The 22,361-nt window shown below is 69.9% G+C and carries 20 protein-coding genes; 5 read left to right on the forward strand and 15 right to left on the reverse strand.

All coding sequences use genetic code 11. From position 1 onward, the window contains the following. Positions 1-81 precede the first annotated feature (81 nt). The 3 genes from ACIA6A_RS05510 to ACIA6A_RS05520 are packed head-to-tail and all read right to left on the reverse strand — an operon-like array spanning position 82 to position 3,009. On the reverse strand, positions 82-1,719 hold the full coding sequence (locus tag ACIA6A_RS05510) for an alpha-amylase family protein (RefSeq protein WP_396096162.1): 1,638 nt from the start codon (positions 1,717-1,719) through the stop codon (positions 82-84). Further along, positions 1,700-2,572 (reverse strand): MFS transporter permease, encoded by an 873-nt coding sequence (locus ACIA6A_RS05515; RefSeq protein WP_396096163.1) that lies wholly within the window; start codon positions 2,570-2,572, stop codon positions 1,700-1,702. Before ACIA6A_RS05515 ends, ACIA6A_RS05510 begins: the two co-directional genes overlap by 20 nt. Then, complete coding sequence (locus ACIA6A_RS05520) at positions 2,569-3,009, reverse strand: hypothetical protein (protein WP_396096164.1); 441 nt, start codon at positions 3,007-3,009, stop codon at positions 2,569-2,571. Before ACIA6A_RS05520 ends, ACIA6A_RS05515 begins: the two co-directional genes overlap by 4 nt. 120 nt (positions 3,010-3,129) lie before the next feature. On the opposite strand from ACIA6A_RS05520, the gene ACIA6A_RS05525 reads away from it, so the two are divergent. Next, the gene (locus ACIA6A_RS05525; protein WP_396096165.1) at positions 3,130-3,795 is read left to right on the forward strand and encodes a DedA family protein; all 666 of its coding nucleotides are present in this window, start codon (positions 3,130-3,132) and stop codon (positions 3,793-3,795) included. Between the two features lie 33 nt (positions 3,796-3,828). On the opposite strand, the gene ACIA6A_RS05530 is transcribed toward ACIA6A_RS05525, so the two are convergent. The 3 genes from ACIA6A_RS05530 to ACIA6A_RS05540 all read right to left on the reverse strand — a co-directional run bounded on the left by ACIA6A_RS05530 (position 3,829) and on the right by ACIA6A_RS05540 (position 7,794). Next, positions 3,829-5,022: a chitinase gene (locus ACIA6A_RS05530; RefSeq protein WP_396096166.1), complete on the reverse strand. Its 1,194-nt coding sequence runs from the start codon at positions 5,020-5,022 to the stop codon at positions 3,829-3,831. 21 nt (positions 5,023-5,043) lie between these two features. After that, positions 5,044-6,309, reverse strand: a complete 1,266-nt coding sequence (locus tag ACIA6A_RS05535) for a chitinase (RefSeq protein ID WP_396096167.1) — start codon at positions 6,307-6,309, stop codon at positions 5,044-5,046. A gap of 105 nt (positions 6,310-6,414) precedes the next feature. Beyond that, complete coding sequence (locus ACIA6A_RS05540; RefSeq protein ID WP_396096168.1) at positions 6,415-7,794, reverse strand: carbohydrate-binding protein; 1,380 nt, start codon at positions 7,792-7,794, stop codon at positions 6,415-6,417. Positions 7,795-7,988: 194 nt separating this feature from the next. Here ACIA6A_RS05540 and ACIA6A_RS05545 point away from each other — a divergent pair, with 194 nt between their 5' ends. The 3 genes from ACIA6A_RS05545 (at position 7,989) to ACIA6A_RS05555 (ending at position 12,266) form a co-directional block, all read left to right on the forward strand. After that, entirely contained in the window at positions 7,989-9,116 is a 1,128-nt protein-coding gene (locus tag ACIA6A_RS05545) for a glutamate--cysteine ligase (protein ID WP_396096463.1), read from the forward strand. Next, positions 9,113-10,498: an FAD-dependent oxidoreductase gene (locus ACIA6A_RS05550; protein WP_396096169.1), complete on the forward strand. Its 1,386-nt coding sequence runs from the start codon at positions 9,113-9,115 to the stop codon at positions 10,496-10,498. The genes ACIA6A_RS05545 and ACIA6A_RS05550 overlap by 4 nt, the downstream gene beginning before the upstream one ends. A 70-nt stretch (positions 10,499-10,568) precedes the next feature. Beyond that, positions 10,569-12,266 carry a polysaccharide deacetylase family protein gene (locus ACIA6A_RS05555; protein ID WP_396096170.1) on the forward strand — a complete coding sequence of 566 codons (1,698 nt, stop codon included), beginning with the start codon at positions 10,569-10,571 and terminating at the stop codon, positions 12,264-12,266. A gap of 9 nt (positions 12,267-12,275) precedes the next feature. On the opposite strand, the gene ACIA6A_RS05560 is transcribed toward ACIA6A_RS05555, so the two are convergent. The 3 genes from ACIA6A_RS05560 to ACIA6A_RS05570 all read right to left on the reverse strand — a co-directional run bounded on the left by ACIA6A_RS05560 (position 12,276) and on the right by ACIA6A_RS05570 (position 15,113). Beyond that, positions 12,276-13,088, reverse strand: a complete 813-nt coding sequence (locus ACIA6A_RS05560) for an Fpg/Nei family DNA glycosylase (protein ID WP_396096171.1) — start codon at positions 13,086-13,088, stop codon at positions 12,276-12,278. A gap of 105 nt (positions 13,089-13,193) precedes the next feature. Then, a complete protein-coding gene (locus tag ACIA6A_RS05565; protein ID WP_396096172.1) occupies positions 13,194-14,180 on the reverse strand; it encodes a hypothetical protein in 987 nt (328 codons plus the stop codon). Positions 14,181-14,309: 129 nt separating this feature from the next. Continuing rightward, the gene (locus ACIA6A_RS05570; protein WP_396096173.1) at positions 14,310-15,113 is read right to left on the reverse strand and encodes a hypothetical protein; all 804 of its coding nucleotides are present in this window, start codon (positions 15,111-15,113) and stop codon (positions 14,310-14,312) included. Positions 15,114-15,330: 217 nt separating this feature from the next. Between ACIA6A_RS05570 and ACIA6A_RS05575 the strand changes: the two genes are divergently transcribed. Beyond that, a complete protein-coding gene (locus tag ACIA6A_RS05575) occupies positions 15,331-16,476 on the forward strand; it encodes an FHA domain-containing protein (RefSeq protein WP_396096174.1) in 1,146 nt (381 codons plus the stop codon). A 110-nt stretch (positions 16,477-16,586) separates the two neighbouring features. Here the strand turns inward: ACIA6A_RS05575 and rocD are convergent, their stop codons facing one another. From rocD to ACIA6A_RS05605, 6 genes are all read right to left on the reverse strand, one after another. After that, the gene (gene rocD / locus ACIA6A_RS05580) at positions 16,587-17,789 is read right to left on the reverse strand and encodes an ornithine--oxo-acid transaminase (protein ID WP_396096464.1); all 1,203 of its coding nucleotides are present in this window, start codon (positions 17,787-17,789) and stop codon (positions 16,587-16,589) included. Between the two features lie 11 nt (positions 17,790-17,800). Continuing rightward, positions 17,801-18,604 carry a dimethylargininase gene (gene ddaH, locus ACIA6A_RS05585; protein ID WP_396096175.1) on the reverse strand — a complete coding sequence of 268 codons (804 nt, stop codon included), beginning with the start codon at positions 18,602-18,604 and terminating at the stop codon, positions 17,801-17,803. A 336-nt stretch (positions 18,605-18,940) separates the two neighbouring features. Beyond that, on the reverse strand, positions 18,941-19,606 hold the full coding sequence (locus ACIA6A_RS05590; RefSeq protein WP_396096176.1) for a hypothetical protein: 666 nt from the start codon (positions 19,604-19,606) through the stop codon (positions 18,941-18,943). A 105-nt stretch (positions 19,607-19,711) separates the two neighbouring features. Further along, entirely contained in the window at positions 19,712-20,320 is a 609-nt protein-coding gene (locus ACIA6A_RS05595) for an ATP-dependent Clp protease proteolytic subunit (protein WP_396096177.1), read from the reverse strand. Between the two features lie 119 nt (positions 20,321-20,439). Beyond that, positions 20,440-21,498 (reverse strand): 1-acyl-sn-glycerol-3-phosphate acyltransferase, encoded by a 1,059-nt coding sequence (locus ACIA6A_RS05600; RefSeq protein WP_396096465.1) that lies wholly within the window; start codon positions 21,496-21,498, stop codon positions 20,440-20,442. Next, on the reverse strand, positions 21,495-22,343 hold the full coding sequence (locus ACIA6A_RS05605; RefSeq protein ID WP_396096178.1) for a patatin-like phospholipase family protein: 849 nt from the start codon (positions 22,341-22,343) through the stop codon (positions 21,495-21,497). Before ACIA6A_RS05605 ends, ACIA6A_RS05600 begins: the two co-directional genes overlap by 4 nt. Between the last annotated feature and the right edge of the window lie 18 nt (positions 22,344-22,361).

The raw sequence follows: 22,361 nt of genomic DNA on the forward strand, positions 1-22,361 counted from the left end.
CGGTCGGCCGACTCTAACCCAGTTGTTACCGGCGGGTTAAGGGCACCGCGAGCGATTTATTTCACTCGCGGTGCAATAACCTCAGGGGCGCCGCTTCAGACGGATCCAGCGGTATCCGTAGCCTGCGATCGCGACCTTGCCGAGCTCCAGCCCGGGGTATTCCTGGTCGGCCAGCACGTCGTTGGGGAACTCCGCCTCCGGCTCCAGCGAGCTCAGGTCGATCACCCCGTCGTCCTCGCCCAGGTTGTGGACGAAGACCATGGTCCCGGTCTCGGCGTCGGCCCGGTGCACGAGCACGCCGGAGGGCACCGGCACGTCCACGTTCTTGCAGTCACCGCTGCCCACCTCGGGACATTCCCGCAGGGTACGGATCATCCGTTCGAACCAGGACAGCAGCGACTGCGGGTCGTGGCGCTGCAGGGTGACGTTGATCTTCTCGTAGCCGTAATCAGCATCGGACACGACCGGGCGCACGAGGGTGTCCGCCGTCGAGAAGCCACCGTTGGGCAACGACGACCACTGCATCGGCGTACGGATGGCGTTGCGGCCGTCCTGGGTGAGGTCGTCACCCATGCCGATCTCCTCGCCGTAACGGATGACCGGCGTGCCGCGCAGGCTGAACTGCAGCGCGTAGGCGAGCTCGATACGCCGGCGGTCGCCGCCGAGCATGGGCGCTAGCCGGCGCCGGATGCCCCGGCCGTACAGCTGCATGTCCTCGTCCGGGCCGAACTGCTCGAAGACCTCGGTCTTCTGCTCGGTGGTGAGCCGGGACAGGTCGACCTCGTCGTGGTTGCGCAGGAACGTCGCCCACTGCGCGCCCGGCGGCAGTTTCGGGGTGTCCTGCAGCGCGTCGATGATGACCTCGGGGTGCTTGCGGGCCAGCGCGAGCATCAGCCGGCCGTTGAGCATGAAGTCGAACAGCATGTGGATCCGGTTGGCCGAACCGCCGTCGTCACCGAAGAAGTGCTTGAGCTGGTCGGGCTCCACGTTGGCCTCGGCCAGCAGGACCGCGTCGGCCTTGCGCCACTGTACGTGCTGGCGCAGCTCGGTGAGGAACTCCATGTCCTTGGGCGGGTTGGCGTTGCCCGGCTCGGTCTTCTCGATGATGAACGGCACCGCGTCCATCCGGAAGCCGGCCACGCCCAGCTGCAGCCAGAACGCGCAGATCTTCTTGATCTCCTCGCGGACCTGCGGGTTCTCGATGTTCAGATCCGGCTGGAACTTGTAGAAGCGGTGGTAGAACCACTTCTTGGCGGTGCGGTCGTAGGACCACGTCTCGTTCTGCTCGCCGGGGAAGACCATGCCCTGCTTGCGGTCGGACGGCTCGCTGTCGGACCAGACATACCAGTCGCGGTACGGCGAGTCGGGCGACGACCGCGCCGACTGGAACCACTCGTGCTGGTCCGACGTGTGGTTGACGACCAGGTCGATGATGACCTTGATGCCGCGGTTGCCGGCCTGGTGCAGCAGCTCGGCGAAGTCGCCCAGGTTGCCCAGGCGCGGATCGACGTTGTAGAAGTCGGCTACGTCGTACCCGTCGTCGCGGTTCGGGGTCGGGTGGATCGGATTGAGCCACAGGCAGTTCACCCCGAGGCGGGACAGGTAGTCCAGTCGTCCGATCAGTCCGCGGATGTCACCGACGCCGTCACCGTCGGAGTCCGCGTATGTGTCGATATCGAGGCAATACACTACGGCTTTTTCATACCACCGGTCGCTCATGCTCCCTTACATGACCGCGTCGGCGGGCGAGGAAACCCCTCGCCCATGTCACCGGGCGGATCTTCTCCAGCGACAGGAAACTCGCCAGGGCGGCCAGGTGCGGCGCGAACGAGATCGTGATGGTCGCGAACGTGACGACGTGGAACGAGTAGAAGAACGCCACCACCCAGTTGCGCCAGCGAGGCTTGACGAAGAAGATCACCGGGCTGCCGAGCTCGAAGAGCATGATGCCGAACTGCGCGAGGATCAGCAGGTACGGGACGCCGGCGATGAGGTCGGCCAGCTCGGTGCCGCGGCGGATGATCGCGCGGGCCAGCACCGAACTGGTCACCCAGTCCAGGCCGCCGAAACGCACCTTCGCGAAAGCCGCCAGGAAGTACGTGCACACGACCGCGATCTGCGTCACCCGTAGCGCCCAGCCGCCCGCCTCCGTACGCGTGGGATCGCCGTGCCGCGCCCGGCCGGCGGTCGGCAACGCGGCGAGCGCGACCAGCAGCCCGATCCGGTCGTGGTCGACCTTCCCGTAGCTCATCGCGATGATCATCCACTCGAAGTACAGCGCGAAGACGGCCCAGCCGAGCAGCCGGGGCGCACGGCCGGTGGCGGCGGCGAGGCCGAGCACCAGCAGCGCCCAGAAGATCCCGTGCACGATCAGCGGCGTCGGGGTGGGCAGGTGCAGCAGCCGCCCGGCCAGCAGCGGCTGGTAGAGATCGCCCGGGGTGCTGGCGTGGTGACGCACCCAGGGGGTGAAGACGACCAGGTCGGCGGCGACGAACAGATAGACCAGGGTCCGGAAGGCGGCGATCCGGCCGCGCGGCACGGCCTCGGTCACCCAGGCGGTCACGCGGTTCACCGGGTCACCGTCCAGGCGGCGACGATCTCGTCGTGGCTCTCCCCGGTGGGCCGGGCGTGCTCGATGCCCTCCCAGCGGATCACGATCCGCACGGTGGTCAGCGGCGGGGCCGACGGGGACTTCTCCGAGTACGCCACCGCGACCTGCTGGAGGCGGCCGGGATCGTCGACGTACTGCTGTTGCTGCCCCTCGAACTCGGCCCGGCGGATCCCGCTGTTCGCCTCGGTGAGCACGACCGTACGACCGGTGGTGTCCTCCCCCTCGACCCGGGTGTCCGGTGCGTCCGCATTCGGGTCGGGTGCCGTGGAATACATCCGGAACGGCCCGAACGGGAAGTCGTCGTCCTGACCCCAGAAGGTCCCGAGGAGCAATAGCAGCGCCCCGAGCGCGGTGACCGCGACCCGGGCGGTGCGCCCCCGCGTGCTCAACATGTCCATCGCGCCCGGACCCTACCCGGACCGGGCAACCCGCTGCCATCCCGGCGCGCGGCGGGAGGGTTCGTACTCTGGATGACGGGTACCAGGTCAGGACCCCTCGACGACCCCTGAAGGAGCGCGATGAGTGAGCCGTACCCCCTGGCGGCCGAATCCGATCTGAGCGGGCTGGGCGGCCTGACCGGCTGGGTGGCCTCGGTGATCGAGTCGCTCGGCGCGGCCGGCGTCGGCCTGCTCGTGATGCTGGAGAACCTGATCCCGCCCATCCCGAGCGAGATCGTGCTCTCGATGGCCGGCTTCCTCGCGCACGAGGGCAAGGTCGACCTCGTCCTCGTGACGGTCGCCGCGACGGCCGGTTCGGTGATCGGCGCGCTCGCGCTGTACTGGCTGGGCTACTCGCTCGGCGAGGAGCGGCTCAAGCGCTGGCTCGACCGGATCCCGCTGGTCGACGCGGACGACCTCGACACCGCGGACCGCTGGTTCGAGCGGCACGAGAACGCGGCCGTGCTGTTCGGCCGGATGGCGCCGGTGGTGCGCAGCCTGGTGTCGATCCCGGCCGGTGCCAACAAGATGAAGCTGGGCCGGTTCACCCTGTTCACGACGATCGGCAGCGGCATCTGGAACACGCTGTTCGTCGGCGCCGGGTACGCGCTCGGGTCCCGCTGGGAGAACGTCGAGAAGTACAGCCAGTGGTTCGACTACGCGATCTGGGCGTTCTTCATCGTCGCGATCGTCAGCTGGGTGACCAAGAAGGTCCGCAAACGCAGGCGCGCGGCCGTGGATCACTGATCCACGACCGCGCATCTCCCCCGTGAGCTGACGCTAGAACCCGGCGCTGATCCGCGTGAACTCCCAGTCGGGCTGGGCGATACCGGAGCAGTCGGAGACCACGCCGCCACCGGCGCAGCCACGGTCCCGGTTGACCGCCCAGAATGTGAAGCGGGCCAGGTTGTTGTTCTTCGCGTAGTCGCGGATCCGGGTCCATGTGTCGACGCTGGTGAGCTCCTGCTGGTCGGAGAGACCGTTCATGCCGGAGATGCCCATGTGGCTGTAGGCCTGCGCGTCGGTGTACCCGAAGGTCGTCTTGAGCTGGTTCTTCAGGCCTTCCGAAGCGCCGACCGTGGCACCGTACATGTCACTGCCGCCGCCGAAGTCGAACGGCATCTGGGTGAAGATGTCGATGTTCGCACCCAGCGCCCTGGCCTGCGTGATGAGCCGGATGCCGTAGTAGTTCGGGCCGGTCGGCGACGTGCCGAACGTCAGGATCGTCTTCACGCCCGGGTTGTTCTGCTTGATGATCTTCAGCGCGCCGAGGATGCGATCCTGCACCACGGTGTTCTCGAACTCGTCGGAGTTCTCGATGTCGATGTCGATCGCCTGCAGACCGAAAGCGTCGATCACCTTCTGGTACGCGCCGGCGAGCGCTTCGGGCGTCGAACAGGCCGGCCCGAGCTTGTTGCCGCTCCAGCCACCGATCGACGGCACGACACTGCCGCCGGCCGCCTTGATCGCGGCGATGGTGCTGGCGTGCACACCGCCGGTCAGGCCACCCTCGCCGTCCCAGACCGGGTTGCAGCCGTTGGCCAGCACGAACGCCATGGTGAAGGCGCGGATGCCGGTCGCGTTCATGACGGTGGACGGCGCGGGCGGGTTGCCCCAGCCCGGATAGATGTACGGCGCCGACGCCATCTTGGTGCCGGTCGACGGCGGCGGGGTGGTCGGCGGGGTCGTCGTGGGCGGGGTGGTCGGCGGGGTCGTGCCACCACAGACGCCGTTGTCGGCCCACACGTCCCACTGACCGCTGTGGGTCGCCGGGCTCTCGTTCTGGGTCCACCACTTGGCGGTGTAGTTGTGGCCGGACTGCGAGGCGCTGTTGCCGTTGGTGTAGACGGCGCTCGAGCTCCACGCGGCGGCACAGGCGACGGCCGCGTTCGAGGCGGTCATCGGGATGATCGCGGTGGCGGCGGCCGTGGTCGCGACCGTGATGCCGATGAACAGTTTCCGTTTGAGCTTCATGGGGATTCTCCGCTCAGGTGATCAGGGCAGGGCGTGCACGTGGGGGGACACTGCGTTGGCCCATCCGTTGCCGGCGGTGACGTCCCAGTTGATCGACCAGGTCATCGCGCCACGGAGGCCGGGGTAGGTGCGCGGCGGCTTGAACGAGCCGCAGTTGGTGCCGCGGGCCAGGCAGTCGAGCGCCTGGTTGACCACGGACGGCGAGACATAGCCGCCGCCGGCCGCGCTGGGGGTCGCCGGCAGGCCGATCGCCACCTGGTCGGGGCGCAGGCCCGCTTCGAGCTGGATGCAGGCCAGCGCGACGATGAAGTTGACCGTGCCCTGCCCGTACGCGGCGTTCTGGTCGCAGCCGAGCATCGCGCCGGAGTTGTAGAACTGGGTGTGGACGATCGTCAGGATGTCCTTGATGTCCAGCGCCAGCTTGAAGTACGAACCGGCCGGGTTCTGCATGTCGATGGTCTGCGGGGCCATCGTGATGATCAGGCTGGAACCCGCCTTGGTGCGCAGGCTGCGCAGGGCCTGAGCCATGTACGTCGGGTTGAGCCCGTTCTCGAGGTCGATGTCGACGCCGTCGAAGCCGTACGTCTGCATCAGTGACCAGACCGAGTTCGCGAAGTTCGTGGCGGCGGTGGCGTCACCGACGGCCACCGCGCCGCGCTCCCCGCCGACCGAGATGATCACCTTCTTGCCCCGGGCGTGCAGCGTCGCGACGTCGGCCTTGAACTGGTCGTTCGTGTATCCGCCGACGCTCGCCGCGAGGCCGGGGTCGATGCTGAACGTGACCGCTCCGGGCGTACTCGTGGCATCCGCGAACGAGACCGCGACCAGGTCGTACGTGGTCGGCACCGCGGCGAGCTTGATCTCGTTCGCCGGGTTGTCGAAGTTGTGCCAGTAACCGGTGACGACGTGTGCCGGCAACGTCCCGTTCGAGGGCGGCGGAGTGGTGGGAGGCGGCGTCGTAGGGGGCGGCGTCGTCGGGGGCGGGGTGGTCGTGGGAGGCGTCGTCGGCGGCTTGGTTGTCGGCGGTGTGGTGCCACCGTCACAGGCGCCGTTGTCGGCCCACACGTCCCATTGGCCGCTGTGCGTGGCCGGGCTCTCGTTCTGGGTCCACCACTTGGCGGTGTAGTTGTGGCTGTTCTGCGAGGCGCTCATGCCGTTCGTGTAGACGGCGCTCGAGCTCCAGGCGGCGGAACAGGCGACGGCGGCGCTCGCGGAGGACGCCACATAGACAGCAGAGCCGGCCGCCGCGACTATCGCGACGGCCGACAAGACTACGGATCGGCGCATGGGGATGGGCCTTCCACGTCAGGGGGACGAGTGGGGTGGCCCAATTATTAGGAGTGTTAACAGACCCTGTAAAGACATCTGTTAACTTAAATTTCTTTAAGGTCCCTACCTCCGGAACTGGAACCAGTTGACGTTCACGAAGTCGGCCGCCTGACCACTGGTGAAGGTCAGATAAACGGTGTGCGAGCCGGATACTCCGGACACGTTGCCGGGCGTCGACCGCCAGGACTGCCAGCCACCGGTGCCACCGATCGCGAACGAGCCGATCGGGGCGTTGCCACGGCTGTCGATCCGGACCTCGACGAGACCACTGACGCCACTGCCCGCACCGGACGCGACCCGGGCCACGAAATCGCGCACGCCGCCCGTACCGAAATCGACGTTGTTGTATTGCAGCCAGTCGCCGTTACTGAGCGCTCCGACGTTCTGGCCACCCTCCGAACAGGTCTCGGTGATGACCGATGACGCGGCGTTGTAGGACTCCGCCTGGATCGTGCTGTAGGCGTCGCGCGTGCCACCCGTGGGCGGAGGTGTGGTGGGCGGCGGTGTGGTGGGCGTCGTCGTGCCGCCGCGGCTGTAGACGGCCACGTAGTCGACGAGCATCGACCGGCCGGAGACGGTCGCGGCCGTCGGCGTCGCGGAGCCGGCCACGCCATTCGGGAAGGCACCGCCCATCGCCACGTTGAGCAGGAGGAAGTAGCCGTTGTGGCCGGTCATGTTCGACCAGTACGGCTCGCCGACCTGGCTCTGCGTGACGGTGTGGAACTGCTGGCCGTCGACGTACCACCGCAGCTGGTTGGGGGTGACGCCGCGGTCCCACTCGAACGCGTACGTGTGGAACGCCGCCTGGCAGGTCGAACCGGGGCAGGCGCGGCTCGCACCGAGGCCGTTGGTCTCGCCGCAGGGACCGCCCGGGTTGACGCCGCAGTGCAGCACGCCCCAGACGGAGTTGATCCCGTTGACGTTCTCCATGATGTCGAACTCGCCGATGGCCGGCCAGTTCTGGTAGTTGCCGCGATACGGTGCGCCGAGGGCCCAGAACGCCGGCCAGTAACCGGCCGCCTCAGCGCCGGTCACGTTGGGCATCTGGATCCGGCCCTCGATACGCAGCACCCCACCGGCCGCCGGCTTGAAGTCGGTGCGCTGGGTCTCGATCCGGGCCGACGTCCACTGGCCGGAGGAGCCGCGCACCGGCGTGATGCGCAGGTTGCCCGAACCGTCCTGCGCGATGTTCGTCGTGCTGTTCGTGTAGGTCTGGATCTCTCCCGTGCCCCACTGGGCCGGACCGCCGGGGTAGCTCGTCCCGGTGTCGATGATCCAGTTGGCCGAGCTGGGCAGCGTGTTGGCCGAGCCGGTGAAGTCGTCCGCCCAGACCTGGGTCCAGCCCGAGGGCGGGGGCGGCAGCGAGGCTTGAGCGGAGACGGCGACGGCGGCTGACGAGGCGAGTACGGCGGCGACGGCCGAGATGACGAGGACGGGTCTCATGAGGACGGCTCCTATCGAAGAGAGAGCGCTCTCATGAAGTTTCATTCTCGTTACACATTGATGTCAATCAACGCCCCAAGACCATTTGGAGCGACATCGGCGCAAGTCCCGTTTTCTGGTGACCACCAAGGGGTACGTTGCGGCACATGGCGACTTCGGAGAGTTCGGCAGGGGCCACCACGATCTCCGAGGAGATGCACGACGAGGCTGAGTCGCAGGGCCTGCTGACCCTCGGTGTGGAAGAGGAATACCTGCTCGTCGACGCGGTGGAGCCCCGCACGGTCGAAGCCGTCGAAGAGGTCTTCGACCGGGTTCCCGAGGAGTTCCGCGAGTCGGTGCAGCACGAGTACATGCGCAGCCAGATCGAGACCGCGAGCCCGCCCCAGCTGGAGCTGAGCGAGCTGCATCGCTCCCTGACCCGGTTGCGGTCCGTGATCGCCACCGCGGCCGAACAGGCCGGTACCCGGCTGCTCGCGGTCGGCGCCGCCCCGGCGACCGGGCCGAACGTGCGCGTCGTCGACAACCCGCGGTACCACCGGATGCGCGAACGCTTCGGCGACCTCGCCCCCGGCGGCGGGATGTGCGGCATGCACGTGCACGTCAGCGTGCCCGACCCGGAGACCGGCGTGCAGATCCTCAACCACCTGCGCCCCTGGCTGCCGATCTTCCAGGCGGCGACGGTCAACTCGCCGATCTTCGGCGGCCACGACACCGGGTATTCCAGCTGGCGGTCGGTGCTCTGGGAGCGTTGGCCCTCGGTCGGCCCGGCGCCCTACCTGCACTCGTTCGAACACTACGAGACGCTGGTCAGCGACATGGTGGCGAGCGGTGCGATGCTCGACCAGGGAATGCTTTACTGGTACGCGCGGCTGTCCGCCGCCTACCCCACGGTCGAGATCCGGATGGGTGACGTCTGCCCCACGCTCGACGACGCGACCCTGCTCGCCGCGCTGGCCCGGGCGCTGGTGGCGACGCTGCTCGCGGACGTACGCGAGGGAAAGCCGGCCCCCGACGTGCCGCACCCGCTGCTCATGGCCGCGCACTGGCGGGCCGCGCACGACGGCCTGGAAGGCCTCAACATCGACATGGCGACCCGGGAACCCCGGCCGGCCTGGCGGCTGATGCGCCAGCTGTTCGACTACGTGCGCCCCGAACTGGAACGCCACGGCGACCTCGAGATGACAACCGTGCTCATGGGCCGGCTGCGCGCCCACGGCACCGGCGCCGCCCGGCAGCGCGCCATCCTGGCCCAGCAGGGCTCGGTCGCCGACGTGGTCGACTGGCTCGCCCGCACCACCGCCGGGAAGGCCACCACCGCGTGAAACTCGTCGTCATCGGCGCCGACGCCGCCGGGATGTCCGCCGCCGCCCAGGCCCGCAAACGCCAGGGCCCGGACAAGTTGGAGATCGTCGCGTTCGAGCGGGGCAACTTCACGTCGTACTCGGCCTGTGGGATCCCGTACTGGATCGGTGGGTCGGTGGCCGACCGGGACGCGCTGATCGCGCGCACGCCGGCCGAGTTCGAGAAGGCCGCCATCTCCGTACGGATGCGGCACGAGGTCGTGGGCATCGACCTGGACCGGCGCGAGGTGATCGCGCGGGACCTGGACGGCGGCGGCGAGAGCCGGGAGGGTTTCGACGAACTCGTGTACGCGGCCGGCGCCGTCCCGGTCACCCCGAAGTGGGCACAGATCACCGGTGGCGGCGTCTTCGGCGTACAGACGCTCGACGACGGCACGGCCATCCAGGAGTGGCTCGGCAGCCACCCGAAGCCCCGCAGGGCCGTGGTCATCGGTGGCGGATACGTCGGCGTGGAGATGGCCGAGGCCATGGTCCAGCGCGGTCTCGAGGTGACACTGCTTGAACGCTCGGCCCATCCGATGTCCACCGTCGACCCGGACATGGGCGAGAAGGTCGCCGGTGCGATCCGCGGACTGGGCATCGAGGTGCGCACGAACACCGAGGTCCAGGGCCTGGAGTCACTGCTGGGCCGGGTCCGCGCGGTGGTCACCGCGGACGGGACGCTGCCGGCCGACATCGTGGTGCTGGGTCTTGGCGTACGCCCGAACACCACCCTCGCCACCGAGGCCGGCATCCCCGTGGGGGTCACCGGCGGCATCCGCACCGACCTGCGGATGCGCGTCGTGGGCCCGGACGGTCACGTGGCCGGGGTCTGGGCGGCCGGCGACTGCGTGCAGACGACGCATCGGATCAGCGGGCAGCCGGCCCACGTGCCGCTCGGCACCCACGCCAACAAGCAGGGCCGGGTGGCGGGGATCAACCTCGCCGGCGGCTACGCGACGTTCCCCGGCGTGATCGGTACGGCGGTGACGAAGGTCTGCGAGCTGGAGGTCGCCCGCACCGGACTGTCCTCGGCGGAGGCGGCCGCGGCGGGCTTCGAGTTCGTGACCGCCTCGGTCGAGTCGACCAGCCGGGCCGGCTATTACCCCGGAGCCAGCCCGATGACGGTCAAGATGATCGCCGAGCGGCGCACCGGGGTGCTGCTCGGCGCCCAGATCGTCGGGCGCGAGGAGGCCGCGAAACGCATCGACGGCCTGGCGATCGCGGTCTGGAACAGGATGACGGTCGAGGAGATGACGGCGCTCGATCTCAGTTACGCGCCACCGTTCTCCCCGGTGTGGGATCCCGTGCTCATTGCGGCACGGAAAGCGACGGACGCGGTACAGGCCTCCGAGCAGGGTTAATTACCTCAAGTGATGAATAGAGCACAATAACGGTATCGTCTTTGATCAAGCGGCACGGTATCCATGACGAATGCCGCCGCAACCCCCCAAACGTACGGCGACCGGAAACGGCCCCCGTCACTCGGCCGCCTCGGCGTCCCGCGGCCGGGTCTCCTCATCCTCTGCGCGGCCTTCCGCACCCTCGCCCGCTGCCCCGTCGTCCCGGGCCGCCGTCAGCGGCGCCCTCACCGGGGGCACCGGCGGGTTCCCGCATCTCGAGGTCCTCGAAGGCGAGACCTCCCTCGGCCGCCACCGCCGCCCCGAGTCCCTCGCCGACGCGACCACCCTGCGCCCGTCCCCGCCCCGCATCGCCGGCGGCCGGCGCACCTCCCTCGACCTCTCCCCCCGCTCCCGCACCGGCGGCCAGCTCCCCCGCGACCAGGCCTCCTCACGCGGTGAGCAGGCGGCTCGCGGTGAGCAGGCGGCTCGCAGTTGGCAGGCGGGTCGCGGTGGCCAGGCGGCTCGCAGTGGGCAGGCGGGTCGCAGTGGGCAGGCGGGTCGCAGCCGGCATGCCAAGCAGGGCGACCAGCTCGCCATCACGGTGCGTCCGCTGCCGGGCGTCCGCAACGCGGCCGGCGCGGTCCGCGACTGGGCCCGCGCCGACAGTGGCAAGCCCCCGGTCACCGGCTCGCACCGCGCCCCCGGCACCCTGCCGATCGAATCGTGGCTGCTCATCGGCCGCCACCGCCAGCAGGCCCTGCTCGCCGCCCTGGTCGCGGTCGGCGTCCTGCTGATCGGCGTCCCGGTCCAGCAACGCGCCACCCAGACCGAGGTGACCACGGTCGCCGCCGACGGCACCGTGATCACGACGACGAAGCCCAAGGCCAAGGACGACGAGAACAAGGCCACCGAGCCCGAAACCGCCGCCAAGCCGGTGGCCGACGCCGGCAAGCCCGCGCCGCCCGCCTCCGCGGGAGCCCAGGCCCCCGCCCAGCCGGCACCGACCGGTGCAGCCGCGGCCACCACCGCACCGGCCGCACCTCCCGCGTCGGCCGCCGCGACCCCCACCACGCCGGTGATCCTCGTGCCGCCGGGTGACGGCCCCGGCCAGTCCCTGCGCGTCACCGGCACGAACACCGTGTCCCTGACGTTCGACGACGGCCCCGACCCGGTCCAGACGCCGAAGATCCTCGCACTGCTCGACCAGTACCAGGTCAAAGCGGTCTTCTGCCTGGTCGGCGAGCAGGTCACCAAGCACCCCGAGATCGTCCGCGACATCGTGGCGGCCGGGCACACCCTCTGCAACCACACCTGGAACCACAGCCTGACCATCGGCAAACTCAAGCCCCGCAAGATGCGCGAGGACCTGAGCCGCACCAACGAGGCCATCCGGGCGGCCGTGCCGAACGCAGAGATCCCGTTCTTCCGCGCGCCGGGCGGCAACTTCAGCGACGCCCTGGTCCAGACCGCCTACCAGGACGACATGGTGTCGCTGTACTGGCAGGTGGACCCGGCGGACTGGGACCACCCGAAGGACGAGGACGACAAGACCCACGTCGACCGGGTCATCAAGAGCGTCCAGGACAACACGAAGCCGGGCTCGATCGTCCTGTCCCACGACTTCGGTCAGCCCGACACCATCAAGGCCTACGAGACGCTGGTGCCCTGGCTCCAGGAGCGCTACACCCTCGGCCTGCCGGAGATCCCCCCGGCACCGGCCCCGTCGGCGCCGGCCTCCGCCGCACCGACGGTCACCCCGTCCGAGCAGCCGGCCGCACCGCCGTCCTGACCCGCGCGGTCAGGTCGAGGGCTGACAGACCGGGCACCAGTAGAGATTGCGGCCGGCCATCGATCCACGCACGATGGCCGTGCCGCACACCAGGCACGGCTGGCCCGGCCGACGGTAGACGTACACCTCACCGCCGTGCCGATCCACTCGCGGCGCCCGGCGCATGGCCTCCGGCGTGTGGTCGGAGTGCACGGTGTCGATCCGCCCCCGCACCACGCCTTCCTTCATCAGCGCCCGCAGGTCGTCCCACATCTCCTGCCACCGCGAGAAGCTGATCGCCCGCCCCGGCGTGGTCGGGGCGAGCCCGGCCCGGAACAGCACCTCGTTGGCGTAGATCAGCCCACACCCGGCAACCACGGTCTGGTCCATCAACAGGGCGAACAAGGGCTTCGAACCGCGGCCGATCTTTCCGTACGCGAGGAGCGGGTCAGCGTCGTCCCGCAGCGGGTCCTGACCCAGCCGGGCCCGGAGCGCGGCCACCTCCGGAGGCGTGAGCACCTCACACGCGGTCGGCCCGCGCAGCTCCAGCCAGTGGGCGTCGCTCATCATCCGCATCCGCAGTTGCCCCACCGGGTCGGGAGCGGGTCGCGGCCCGTCGGCGAACTTCCCGTACAGCCCAAGATGGACATGCAGAGTGAGCTCGCCGTCGAAGTGGTGCAGCAGATGCTTCCCGTACGCCTCGGTGTCGGCGACCCGCCGTCCGTCCAGCAACGTGGCGCCGTCGGCGAACCGCCCCTGCGGACTGTCGACGGCGACGACCCGCCCGGCGAACAACTCCCGATGGATCCCGGCAAGCCGGTGAATGGTGTGTCCCTCTGGCACGTCCAGCAACGCTACCCGCAGCCCGGCACCCCAAACAGGCCGAGGGGCGGGGATCGCGACGCTGCGATTCCCGCCCCTCGGCCTGTTCGGTGCCAGGTCCCGGAGTCAGCCTCCGAGGCTGGTGTACAGGTTGTCCGGCGCCTCGGTGGTCTCGCCGGCGGCCGGCCGCTTGGCGTCGACCGTGGTGCCGTAATCGGTGTACAGCACCTCGAGCGGCTGGGCCTGCTGGCCGTTCACCGCGGGGAGCTGGATCGTCATGGCCGACAGGCGGCCCTGGTCGTCGAGGCCGGCCGTGAACGGGACGTTCTCGGCCTGGCTGCCCCAGGTCTGCACCATCTTCTGGTCGATGCCGGCGACGCCCGCGGCCTTGGTCAGGTCGAGCGTGCCCTCGTAGGTGAGCGAGCCGGCCGACCGGACGTCCGTGGTCGCGGTCAGCAGCTGCGACGTGTTGGCCGGGTCGATCTGGCCGGGTCGCAGACCGACGTTGGCACCCTCGGGCAGCCGGGACACGTCGACGTGGGTCCAGGTGTCACCCTTGGTGATGCCCGGGACCTTGAGGTACAGGTCCTTGTCGACCAGCAGCGTCTTGACCTGGATCTCGGTGTTGGGACCGGTCGCGGTCAGGGTCGCGGTGCCCGTCCCGTTGGGGGCGTCCATCGCGCCCGCGATCGTGAGCCCGGATCCCGAGGTCAGGCTCACCTTGTAACTGGTCGTACCGAGCTTCACGGCGGCCGCGGCCAGCGCGGACGCGGCGGCCGGGTCGGCGGCACCGGTGGCCGCGGACGCACCCGTCGACGCGCCGGTCCCGGTCGACGGGTCAGCCCCGGCCGACGTGCCGGCGCTCGCCGACGAACCGGCCGTCGGGGTGGCCCCACCCTGGGCGGAGCAGCCGCCCACGGCGAGCGCGACGGTCGCCATGGAGGCGACCCCCAGCCCGGCCCAGCGCGAGCGGAAAACCCGCGCCCCGGAGAACGGCGCCCCGGAAAACGGTGATCCGGCCGTGGGTGATCCGGCCCCGCGGAGTTCGGCGCGGTGGTGCTCGACCGGGAGAAGCCCGGCCGACAGTGGCCCGGCCGATTGTGGCGTCCGCATGTGGATCCTTCCTGCCGGCCGGCCGCCGGGGGTGGCGACCGTTCAGGACAGGAATGCCCGATCTCCATCGAGCGCAAACGAAGCCCACATCGGACGGTGACCGCAGGCCGGTGCGCACCCCCGCGTGAGTCAGGCGTTGAGGATGCCTGACAGGGAGCTCGGCATCTCCTGGACCTGCGACGACGGCGGCGCCTCGACCGACACCTCGGTGCCGAAGTCGGAATACTTCGTCGTCATCTCGCCGGCACCGGCGCCCAGGCCGCTCATGTCCATGGCGAGCTCCGTGAGCCGGCCCTCGGTGTCCGTCTTGGCGGTGAAGGGCAGGTTGGTGGCCTTGTCGCCGAGGGCCGCCAGACTCTCCTTGTCCTGGTTGTAACGCGGCGACTTGGTCAGGTCGAGAGTGCCCTTGAAGTCGTGGTCGCCGACCCGTTCCACCCCGGTGACCGCGTCGAGCAGCACCTTGGCGCCCGCCGGGTCGTCCTTCGAGCCGAAGTTGAGGCTGCTGCCCGCGCCCAGCTTCGCGGCGTCGAGGTGCATCCATTCCTTGCCGCCGGAGCTCGCCCCGAGCGTCTTGCCGAGGTCGCCGCCGATCTTCAGGTAGATGTCGTCGTCGATCTTGCGCATGCTCATCGTGGACCCGGAGCCGGCCGAGCCCATGTCGACCGACATCTCGGAGTTGCCCGTCCTGCCGTCGGCCACGCCGCTCATGCTCAGGGCGCCGGCCATCCTCATGTCGACCTTCATGGTGTTCTCGTTGAGCTTCTTGACCGCGCTCGCCAGCTCGGTCTCGGCCGAGGCCTGCTCGGCGACCTTCTCACCGGTGGCGCTCGTGCCCGCGCCCGAGGAGGACGCGGATTCCTCGGGACCGCAGCCGGCCAGTCCCAGAGCAGCGACCAGAGCCAGAGCCGCGATTGCCGGCCGTCGAACCCTCATGGAGATCCCCCGTTGTCCTCGATGTCGGCGCCCACCGTAGCGAAGTGGTGCGACATTCAGCGTCGCCCGATCGATGGGCATCGCGATCACCGGACGCAACATGCCGTGACTCTGAGTGGTTACAGGTCACGTTATCCACAGCCGGTTGGCGACGACCCGCCCTCAGACGGCATGATTGCCCGGTCAGCCGCACACGCGTACCAAAGGGGAGGCCACGATGAGATTCGAGGTCAGCAAGGTCCTCGACGCTATCGAAGGCCGCCTCACCACCGATCCCGCCCTCGCGCGCGCGGTGCTCGACCTGGCCGAGGTCGTGCGCTGGGCCGACCTCGACGGCGGTCGCCCGGCCAGCATGCTGCGGCTGGGCCTGGTCATCGACGCGCTCGGCCGGCACGTCTCGGAGGAGAACGTCCCGGTCTACGCGGTCGTCCCGCGTGGCCTGCTCTCCGACGCCGATCTCACCTCCAACGAACGCATGGTGGTGCGCCGCTGGGCCGACGACGGCGTGGTCGAGGTCGTGCCCCAGGTCGACGACCGGGTGCTCGAGGTCGCCGAGCTGCTCGGGCTGCCGGTGCTCACCCGGGCCCGGTCCGAGCAGTTCCGCGACCGCCGCCCCTGGGTCGAGGAGCCCGGCCGGATGCTCGCCGCCGTGCCCGGTGCCGGCGGCCCGGTGCTGGTCGCCCGGGTCGGCCGCGGTGAGATCCCCGCGGTGGCCGAGCCCTCCCCGATGGGACGCAAGCTGCTCTCGCGCGTCTGGGGATGCACCGACCCCAACTGCAGCGCCTACGGCTCCGGCGGCGACCCGGACAGCCCGTTCGCCGACATGCGCAAGACCGCCAGCCCGGTCTCCCAGCCGCCGCCCGCCCTGCGGGCCGGCGTCCCGACCTGCCCCCGGCACGGCGCCCGCCTGCGCGACGCGGGCCCCCGCCCGGCCGTCGAGGTCATGTCGGTGCGCATCGACGGCATCGTCCGCAAACGCTTCGTGGTCTCCACGGAGAACCCGGTCGTGGTCGGCCGCGCGCCCGAGGGCGGTGGCGTCATGCTCGGCCAGTGGCTGACCGACGACGCCCGCAAATGGATCAGCCGCGGCCACGTCCGCCTGGCCCTGCGCAGCGGTGAGCTCAGCGCCCAGGACGTCAGCACCAACGGCACCGGCATCCGCCCCAACGGGTCCCCCAACGACGACGACCGCGTCACCCTGCACCGCGACGAGACCCGCACGCTGGCCCCCAACGACGTGGTCGAGCTCTACGCCCAGGTCCACGTCGGCCGCTCCAAACTCTGGAGCACCGGCGGCGTGACCCAGCCCCACTCGGTGATGGGCGAGGCCCCGACGATGGCCATGCGCAAGTTCAACCACTGACGAAACGTGTGGCCGTGGAACGGCGACGGGCCCCCGAGCGTCAGCTCGGGAGCCCGTTGACAACCTCTCAACCCCTCAAGAGACCGCCGTAACACCCCTCAACGGGTGAGTCATTTCCCGGGGAGAATCGCGGCCAAACCTGCCAGCGCCTGGTCGACCTCCGCTTCGGTGACCACCAGCGGCGGGGCGAGGCGGATCGTGGAGCCGTGGGTGTCCTTGGCGAGGATGCCCTGCTCCGCGAGCCGCTCGACGGCCTGGCGGCCGGTCATCAGGGCGGGATCGATGTCGACGCCGGCCCAGAGACCGCGGCCCCGGACAGCGACCACGCCGTGTCCGATCAACGCGGTCAGGCCCTCGTGGAGCCGGGTGCCGAGCTGGGCCGAGCGCTGCTGGAACTCGCCGGTGCTCAGCAGCCGGACCACCTTCGAGCCGACCGCGCAGGCCAGCGGGTTGCCGCCGAACGTCGAACCGTGCTCGCCCGGCTTGAGGACGCCGAGCACCGCGCGGTCCGCGGCCACCGCGGAGACCGGCACGATGCCGCCGCCGAGGGCCTTGCCGAGCAGGAACATGTCCGGGACGACGCCTTCGTGCTCGATGGCGAACGTCTTGCCGGTACGGCCGAGGCCCGACTGGATCTCGTCGGCGATCAGGAGCACGTTCTCGGTGGTGCACAACTCGCGCACGCCGGCGAAGTAGCCCGCCGGGGGCACCAGCACGCCGGCCTCGCCCTGAATCGGCTCCAGGAGGACAGCCACCGTGTTCGGTCCCACGGCGTCGGTGATCGCGGCCAGGTCCCCGTACGGCACGATCTTGAAGCCCGGGGTGTACGGGCCGAAATCGGCTCGGGCGTCCTCGTCGGTGGAGAAGCTGATGATCGTCGTGGTCCGGCCGTGGAAGTTGCCGCCCGCGACGACGATCTCCGCCTGCCCGTCCGGCACGCCCTTGACCTGGTATCCCCACTTGCGGGCGACCTTGATCCCGGTCTCGACGGCCTCGGCACCGGTGTTCATCGGCAGCACCAGGTCCTTGCCGCAGAGCTCGGCCAGGCCGCGGCAGAACGTGGCGAACTGGTCGTGCACGAACGCCCGGCTGGTCAGCGTGAGCCGGTCGAGCTGGGCGTGCGCGGCGGCGATCAGGGACGGGTGCCGGTGACCGAAGTTGAGCGCCGAGTATCCGGCGAGGAAGTCCAGGTAGCGGTGGCCGTCGACGTCGGTGACCCAGGCGCCCTCGGCGTCGGTGATCACCACGGGCAGCGGGTGGTAGTTGTGGGCCGTCCAGCGTTCGGCGTCGGCGAGCGCTCCCGGCGTACGCATATCGATGTCTGTCACGATCGCACCTCCAGCGTGCAGCACTTCGGTCCGCCGCCGGCCTTGCGAAGCTCACTCACATCGACCCCGACGGTCTGGTATCCGGCGGCCTGCAGGGCCGCCGTCAGCGTGGTGGCCTGGACCGGCAGCACCACGGTACGGCCGTCGCTGACCGCGTTGAGCCCCAACACCTCGGCATCCTCGGGTGTCGCGATGACCGCGTCGGGGAAGAGCCGGCGCAGCACGGCCTGGGATCCGGGCGAGAACGCCGCCGGAAGGTACGCGATGTTGCGCTCGTCGAGCACGCAGAGCGCGGTGTCGAGGTGGTAGTAGGCGGGATCGACCAGCTGCAGCGTGATCACCGGGCGGCCGAAGACCTCCTGGGCCTCGGCGTGGGCCGCGTGGGCGGTGCGGAAGCCGGTGCCCGCGAGCAGCACCTCGCCGGCGAGCAGGATGTCGCCTTCGCCCTCGTTGGTGTTCTTGGAGTCGGTGACGTCGAAACCGGCGTTCTCGAACCACGCCTTGTAGGCCGGTCCCTCGTCGGCGCGTTCGGCGTCCCGGAACTGGACCGCGAAGACCTTGCCGTCGACGACGGTGGCGCCGTTGGCGGCGAAGACCATGTCGGGCAGGCCGGGCAGCGGGTCGATCAGCTCGACGGTGTGGCCGAGGCCGAGGAAGGTCTGCCGCAGGTTCTCCCACTGACGGATCGCCAGGGCGGTGTCGTACGGGGCCGTCGGATCCATCCACGGATTGATCCGGTAGGTGACGGCGAAGTGGGTGGGCCGGCACATCAGATAGCGGCGGGCGGCAGCGGTCGTCATGGCGCCAACGCTATGCGGGAAACCCCTGCGTAGGACCTAGATCACCGTTGCGCACCGACGACGATTCGTTGCGTCGTGAGCCGGTGGACCGGCGATTTGTTGTTTTCGCGCCGGGAGGCCGGTCGACCGGGCCCGGATATGCGTCGGGGGCGGCGAACCGCCGCCCCCGCACAACGTTGCGGTTTTTACCCCGAGCCGGGCGACGATGATCGCCGTTCGGTGCGTTTCCGCGCTTCCAGCGAACCGCCGGAGGTTCTCGGGGCGGGTCGGCTGCTGGCCGGCCCGGTTCCGAGGTGTACCGGAGGCGTATCGCTTCCGGTATATGTCTCATACCCGTCAGAAGCGATCGACAAACTGTGTGTCAAGCCACTCTCGCAGGCTGGTGACCGGCTGCATGTCGGTGCCGAGCCAGGACAGCGAGCCGGTCAGTGCCAGCACGCCGACGACGATCGCGCCGAGCGCGAGCGCCATGCCGATCAGGGCGTCGGTCTTGCCGGCGACGTGCCGCTTGCGGGTCCCGTGAATGCCGCCGAGCGAGAGCAGCAGGGCGAGGCCGGCCACACCGACGCCGTAGCCCAGCAGCGGCCCGGAGAGCACGAGCAGGGCGGCGACGACACCGGTGATCAGGCCGAGCATCGCGAGCAGGCTGGCCCTCGGCTTCGGGCCGGCGACCACCGGAGGCATGGTGGGCACGGTGTCGGGTTTGACGTCGGCGTCCCGTACCGGAGGGGTCTGGGCCGGGCGGGTCTGGACCGGAGGGGTCTGGGCCGGGCGGGTCTGGACCGGCGGGGCCGGAGGCGGCGAGGTGCGGACCGGAGCGGGCGCCACCGGGGTGAGACTCGCGGTGGTGTCGTCCTGCGGCTTGGTCTCGCGCTGCTTCGTGATGACCGTCGTGGTGCGGCCGTCAGCGGCTGGTGCGGTATCGGTGCGTGCGGCGACCGGCGCACGGTCCGTGGTTTCCGTGGTGGTGTCGGACTGCCGGGAGAATGTAGGAATCCTCACGTCAGCACCTCCTTCAAACCTTCGGGGATACGACGGCTATACCCAAAGGACGCGGAGAGCACACAAACGGGCGCACGGTTGCCCGTGCGCCCGCCGGTGAACGTGTCAGACCAGCGCGGACGTGCTCGGCACGTCGGCCGCCTTCGCGATCACGTGGTCGACGATGCCGTAGTCCTTGGCCTCCTGGGCCGTGAACCAGCGGTCGCGGTCGGAGTCGCGGCCGATCTCCTCCGGGGTGTGCCCGGTGTGGAAAGCGATCCGCTCGTTCATGACCTGCTTGATGTGCAGCATGCTCTCGGCCTGGATGGCGATGTCGGCCGCGGTGCCGCCGATGCCGCCGGAGAGCTGGTGCATCATCACCCGGGCGTGCGGCAGCGCGAAACGCTTGCCGGGGGTGCCGGCGCAGAGCAGGAACTGCCCCATCGAGGCCGCCATGCCCATGGCGATCGTCGCCACGTCGTTCTTGATGTACTGCATCGTGTCGTACACCGCCATGCCGGCGCTGATCGAACCGCCCGGCGAGTTGATGTACAGAGCGATGTCCTTCTCGCTGTCGGCGGAGGCCAGCAGCAGCATCTGCGCACAGATGCGGTTGGTCACCTCGTCGTTGACCTCACTACCGAGGAAGATGATGCGTTCACGGAGCAGCCGGTCGAAGACCTGGTCGTCAAAGGATCCGCCACCCGACCGCATCATTGGCTCGTCAAAACTCATGGGACCCACCCTCTCGCACCGGCCGGGGAACGGCAGCACCGACCCGGTATCAGACACTCACTACCTTCACCGATAACCAGCGCGGTGCCCAGTGATTCCCCTGAGGGCGAAAGACGCGATCACCCGACGGGGGTCCGCCGGGCCGTCCAGTCGGTGCCGAGCGGGCGGGGCCGGGGCCGGTTCTCCTCGATCCAGGCGTCGATACGGGCCCACCAGTCGTACAGCCAGGTGACGCGTTCCTCCTCGCCGGCCGGGATCTCCTCCGGCGGCACGCTCCAGAAACGCATGACCAGTTGTTTGTCCATGGGCAGCTCACGCCAGACGTCGGAGACCGTCACCATGCGGTCCAGCCCGGTGTGGGCCACGAAGATCACGCCGGCGTCCGGGGCCGCGTCGATCGCGGCGAGCAGGCCGCCCGGTTTCGGCGGCAGGAGGTTACGGAGCCGTTCGGCCCGGGCGGCCTTGTCGGCCATGCCCCGGTCGCGCAGCCAGGCGATGGCGCGGACCCGGCGTCGCGGGGTGAAGTTGCCGCCCTCCGGGAAGATCACGAAGGCGTCGTTCTCGTCGAGGCCGGTGGCGAGCGCGCCGACCGTCTTCTCGAGGTTCTCGTTGCCCGGCCGGCCCGGGGAGATGAAGCGGTTGGGCAGGCGGTTGAGCAGCACGTCCACCGCCGGATCCCACTGCAGGGTGGCCTTGAGCACGATGCGGGGCTCGCGGTCGAACCAGTTGACCAGGCCGTGGATGAGGATGAACGAGTCGCCCGGTCCGGCATGGCGGCTGACCACGATCTCCGGGCGGCCCGGCATGCCGGTGTCCGGGTCGGTGCCGACCACGTCGACGGTCAGGTGCAGCGACCACTTGGCCAGCCAGAACAGCGCGCCGAGAAACTTGCCGGTCAGCACGTAGTGGGCGCGCTGGAACGTGGGATTGCGGATCTTCCACCCGAAGCCCGAGGCCACCCAGAGCACCGCGAGGCTGACCAGCGCGGCCGCGTCCCAGACGAGGTAGGCGACGGCGAGGAACGCCAGGCGCGGGACCCGCAGGTGGCCCGGCACCAGCGGCGAGGCGGCCAGCGCCAGCAGCAGCCAGACCGGCAGGGTGGTGACCAGGACGACGGCGAGGACCACCATGAGGGGCGCGATGACGAGGCGCCGGATCCAGCGGGGCGGGACCATCAGGCGCCGTCGGCCGGCGCGGGGGTGGCGTTGGCCGCGAGATAGCGCCGGGAAGCGGTGTACGCCCGGCTGATCCGCCGGCCGGCGGCCGCCATGTCGCGATAGGCCCAGGGCGAGTCGTCACGGCTCTCGCCGCCGCCGGTGGGCAGCACGTGCACGCGTACGTCGTCGGGCAGCGACGCGAGCTCCCGGGCGAAGCGGTGCCGCCGGGCTATCTCGAACGCGACCTGGGCCACCTCCCACGGGCGGCGGGGCACGGTCAGCGGCCGTTCGATCCGGCCGACCTGCAGCACGAAGATCTGCTTGGCGCCGATCCGGACGGCTTCGCTGATCGGGATCGAGTTGACGATGCCGCCGTCGACGAAGTGCTCGCCGGCGATCTCCATCGGGGGCAGCAGACCCGGCACCGCCGAGGACGCGAGGACCGCATCGACCAGCGGGCCGCTGTCGAACCAGTGTTCGGCGGCCCGTTCGATGCTGGCCGCGCAGCAGCGGAACGGCACCTTGAGGCCGGCGAAGTCCATGTCCTCGCCGAGCTCGGAGATGAGCAGGCGGCGCAGCGGCATGGGCGAGTGCAGATGGGTCCGCGCCGCGAACCGCCGGACCTGGCGCGCGATGCTGTCGCCGAAGACCTCGGCGGCCTCGGGCGACGACCAGAGCCGGACCAGCCGGTTGGTGACCGCCTCGGTGGGGTCGGCGGCCACGAGCGCGCCGTTGACCGCGCCGATCGAGGTGCCGACGACGACATCGGGCCGATAGCCCGCGCGGAACAGGGCGCGGAGCATACCGACTTGTACGGCGCCGAGGACCCCTCCTCCGCCGAGCACGAATGCGACCGGGCTTTGCATACCCCTCATCGTTCCACG

This window comes from Actinoplanes sp. NPDC051494 (assembly GCF_044454705.1).
GTDB lineage: Bacteria > Actinomycetota > Actinomycetes > Mycobacteriales > Micromonosporaceae > Actinoplanes.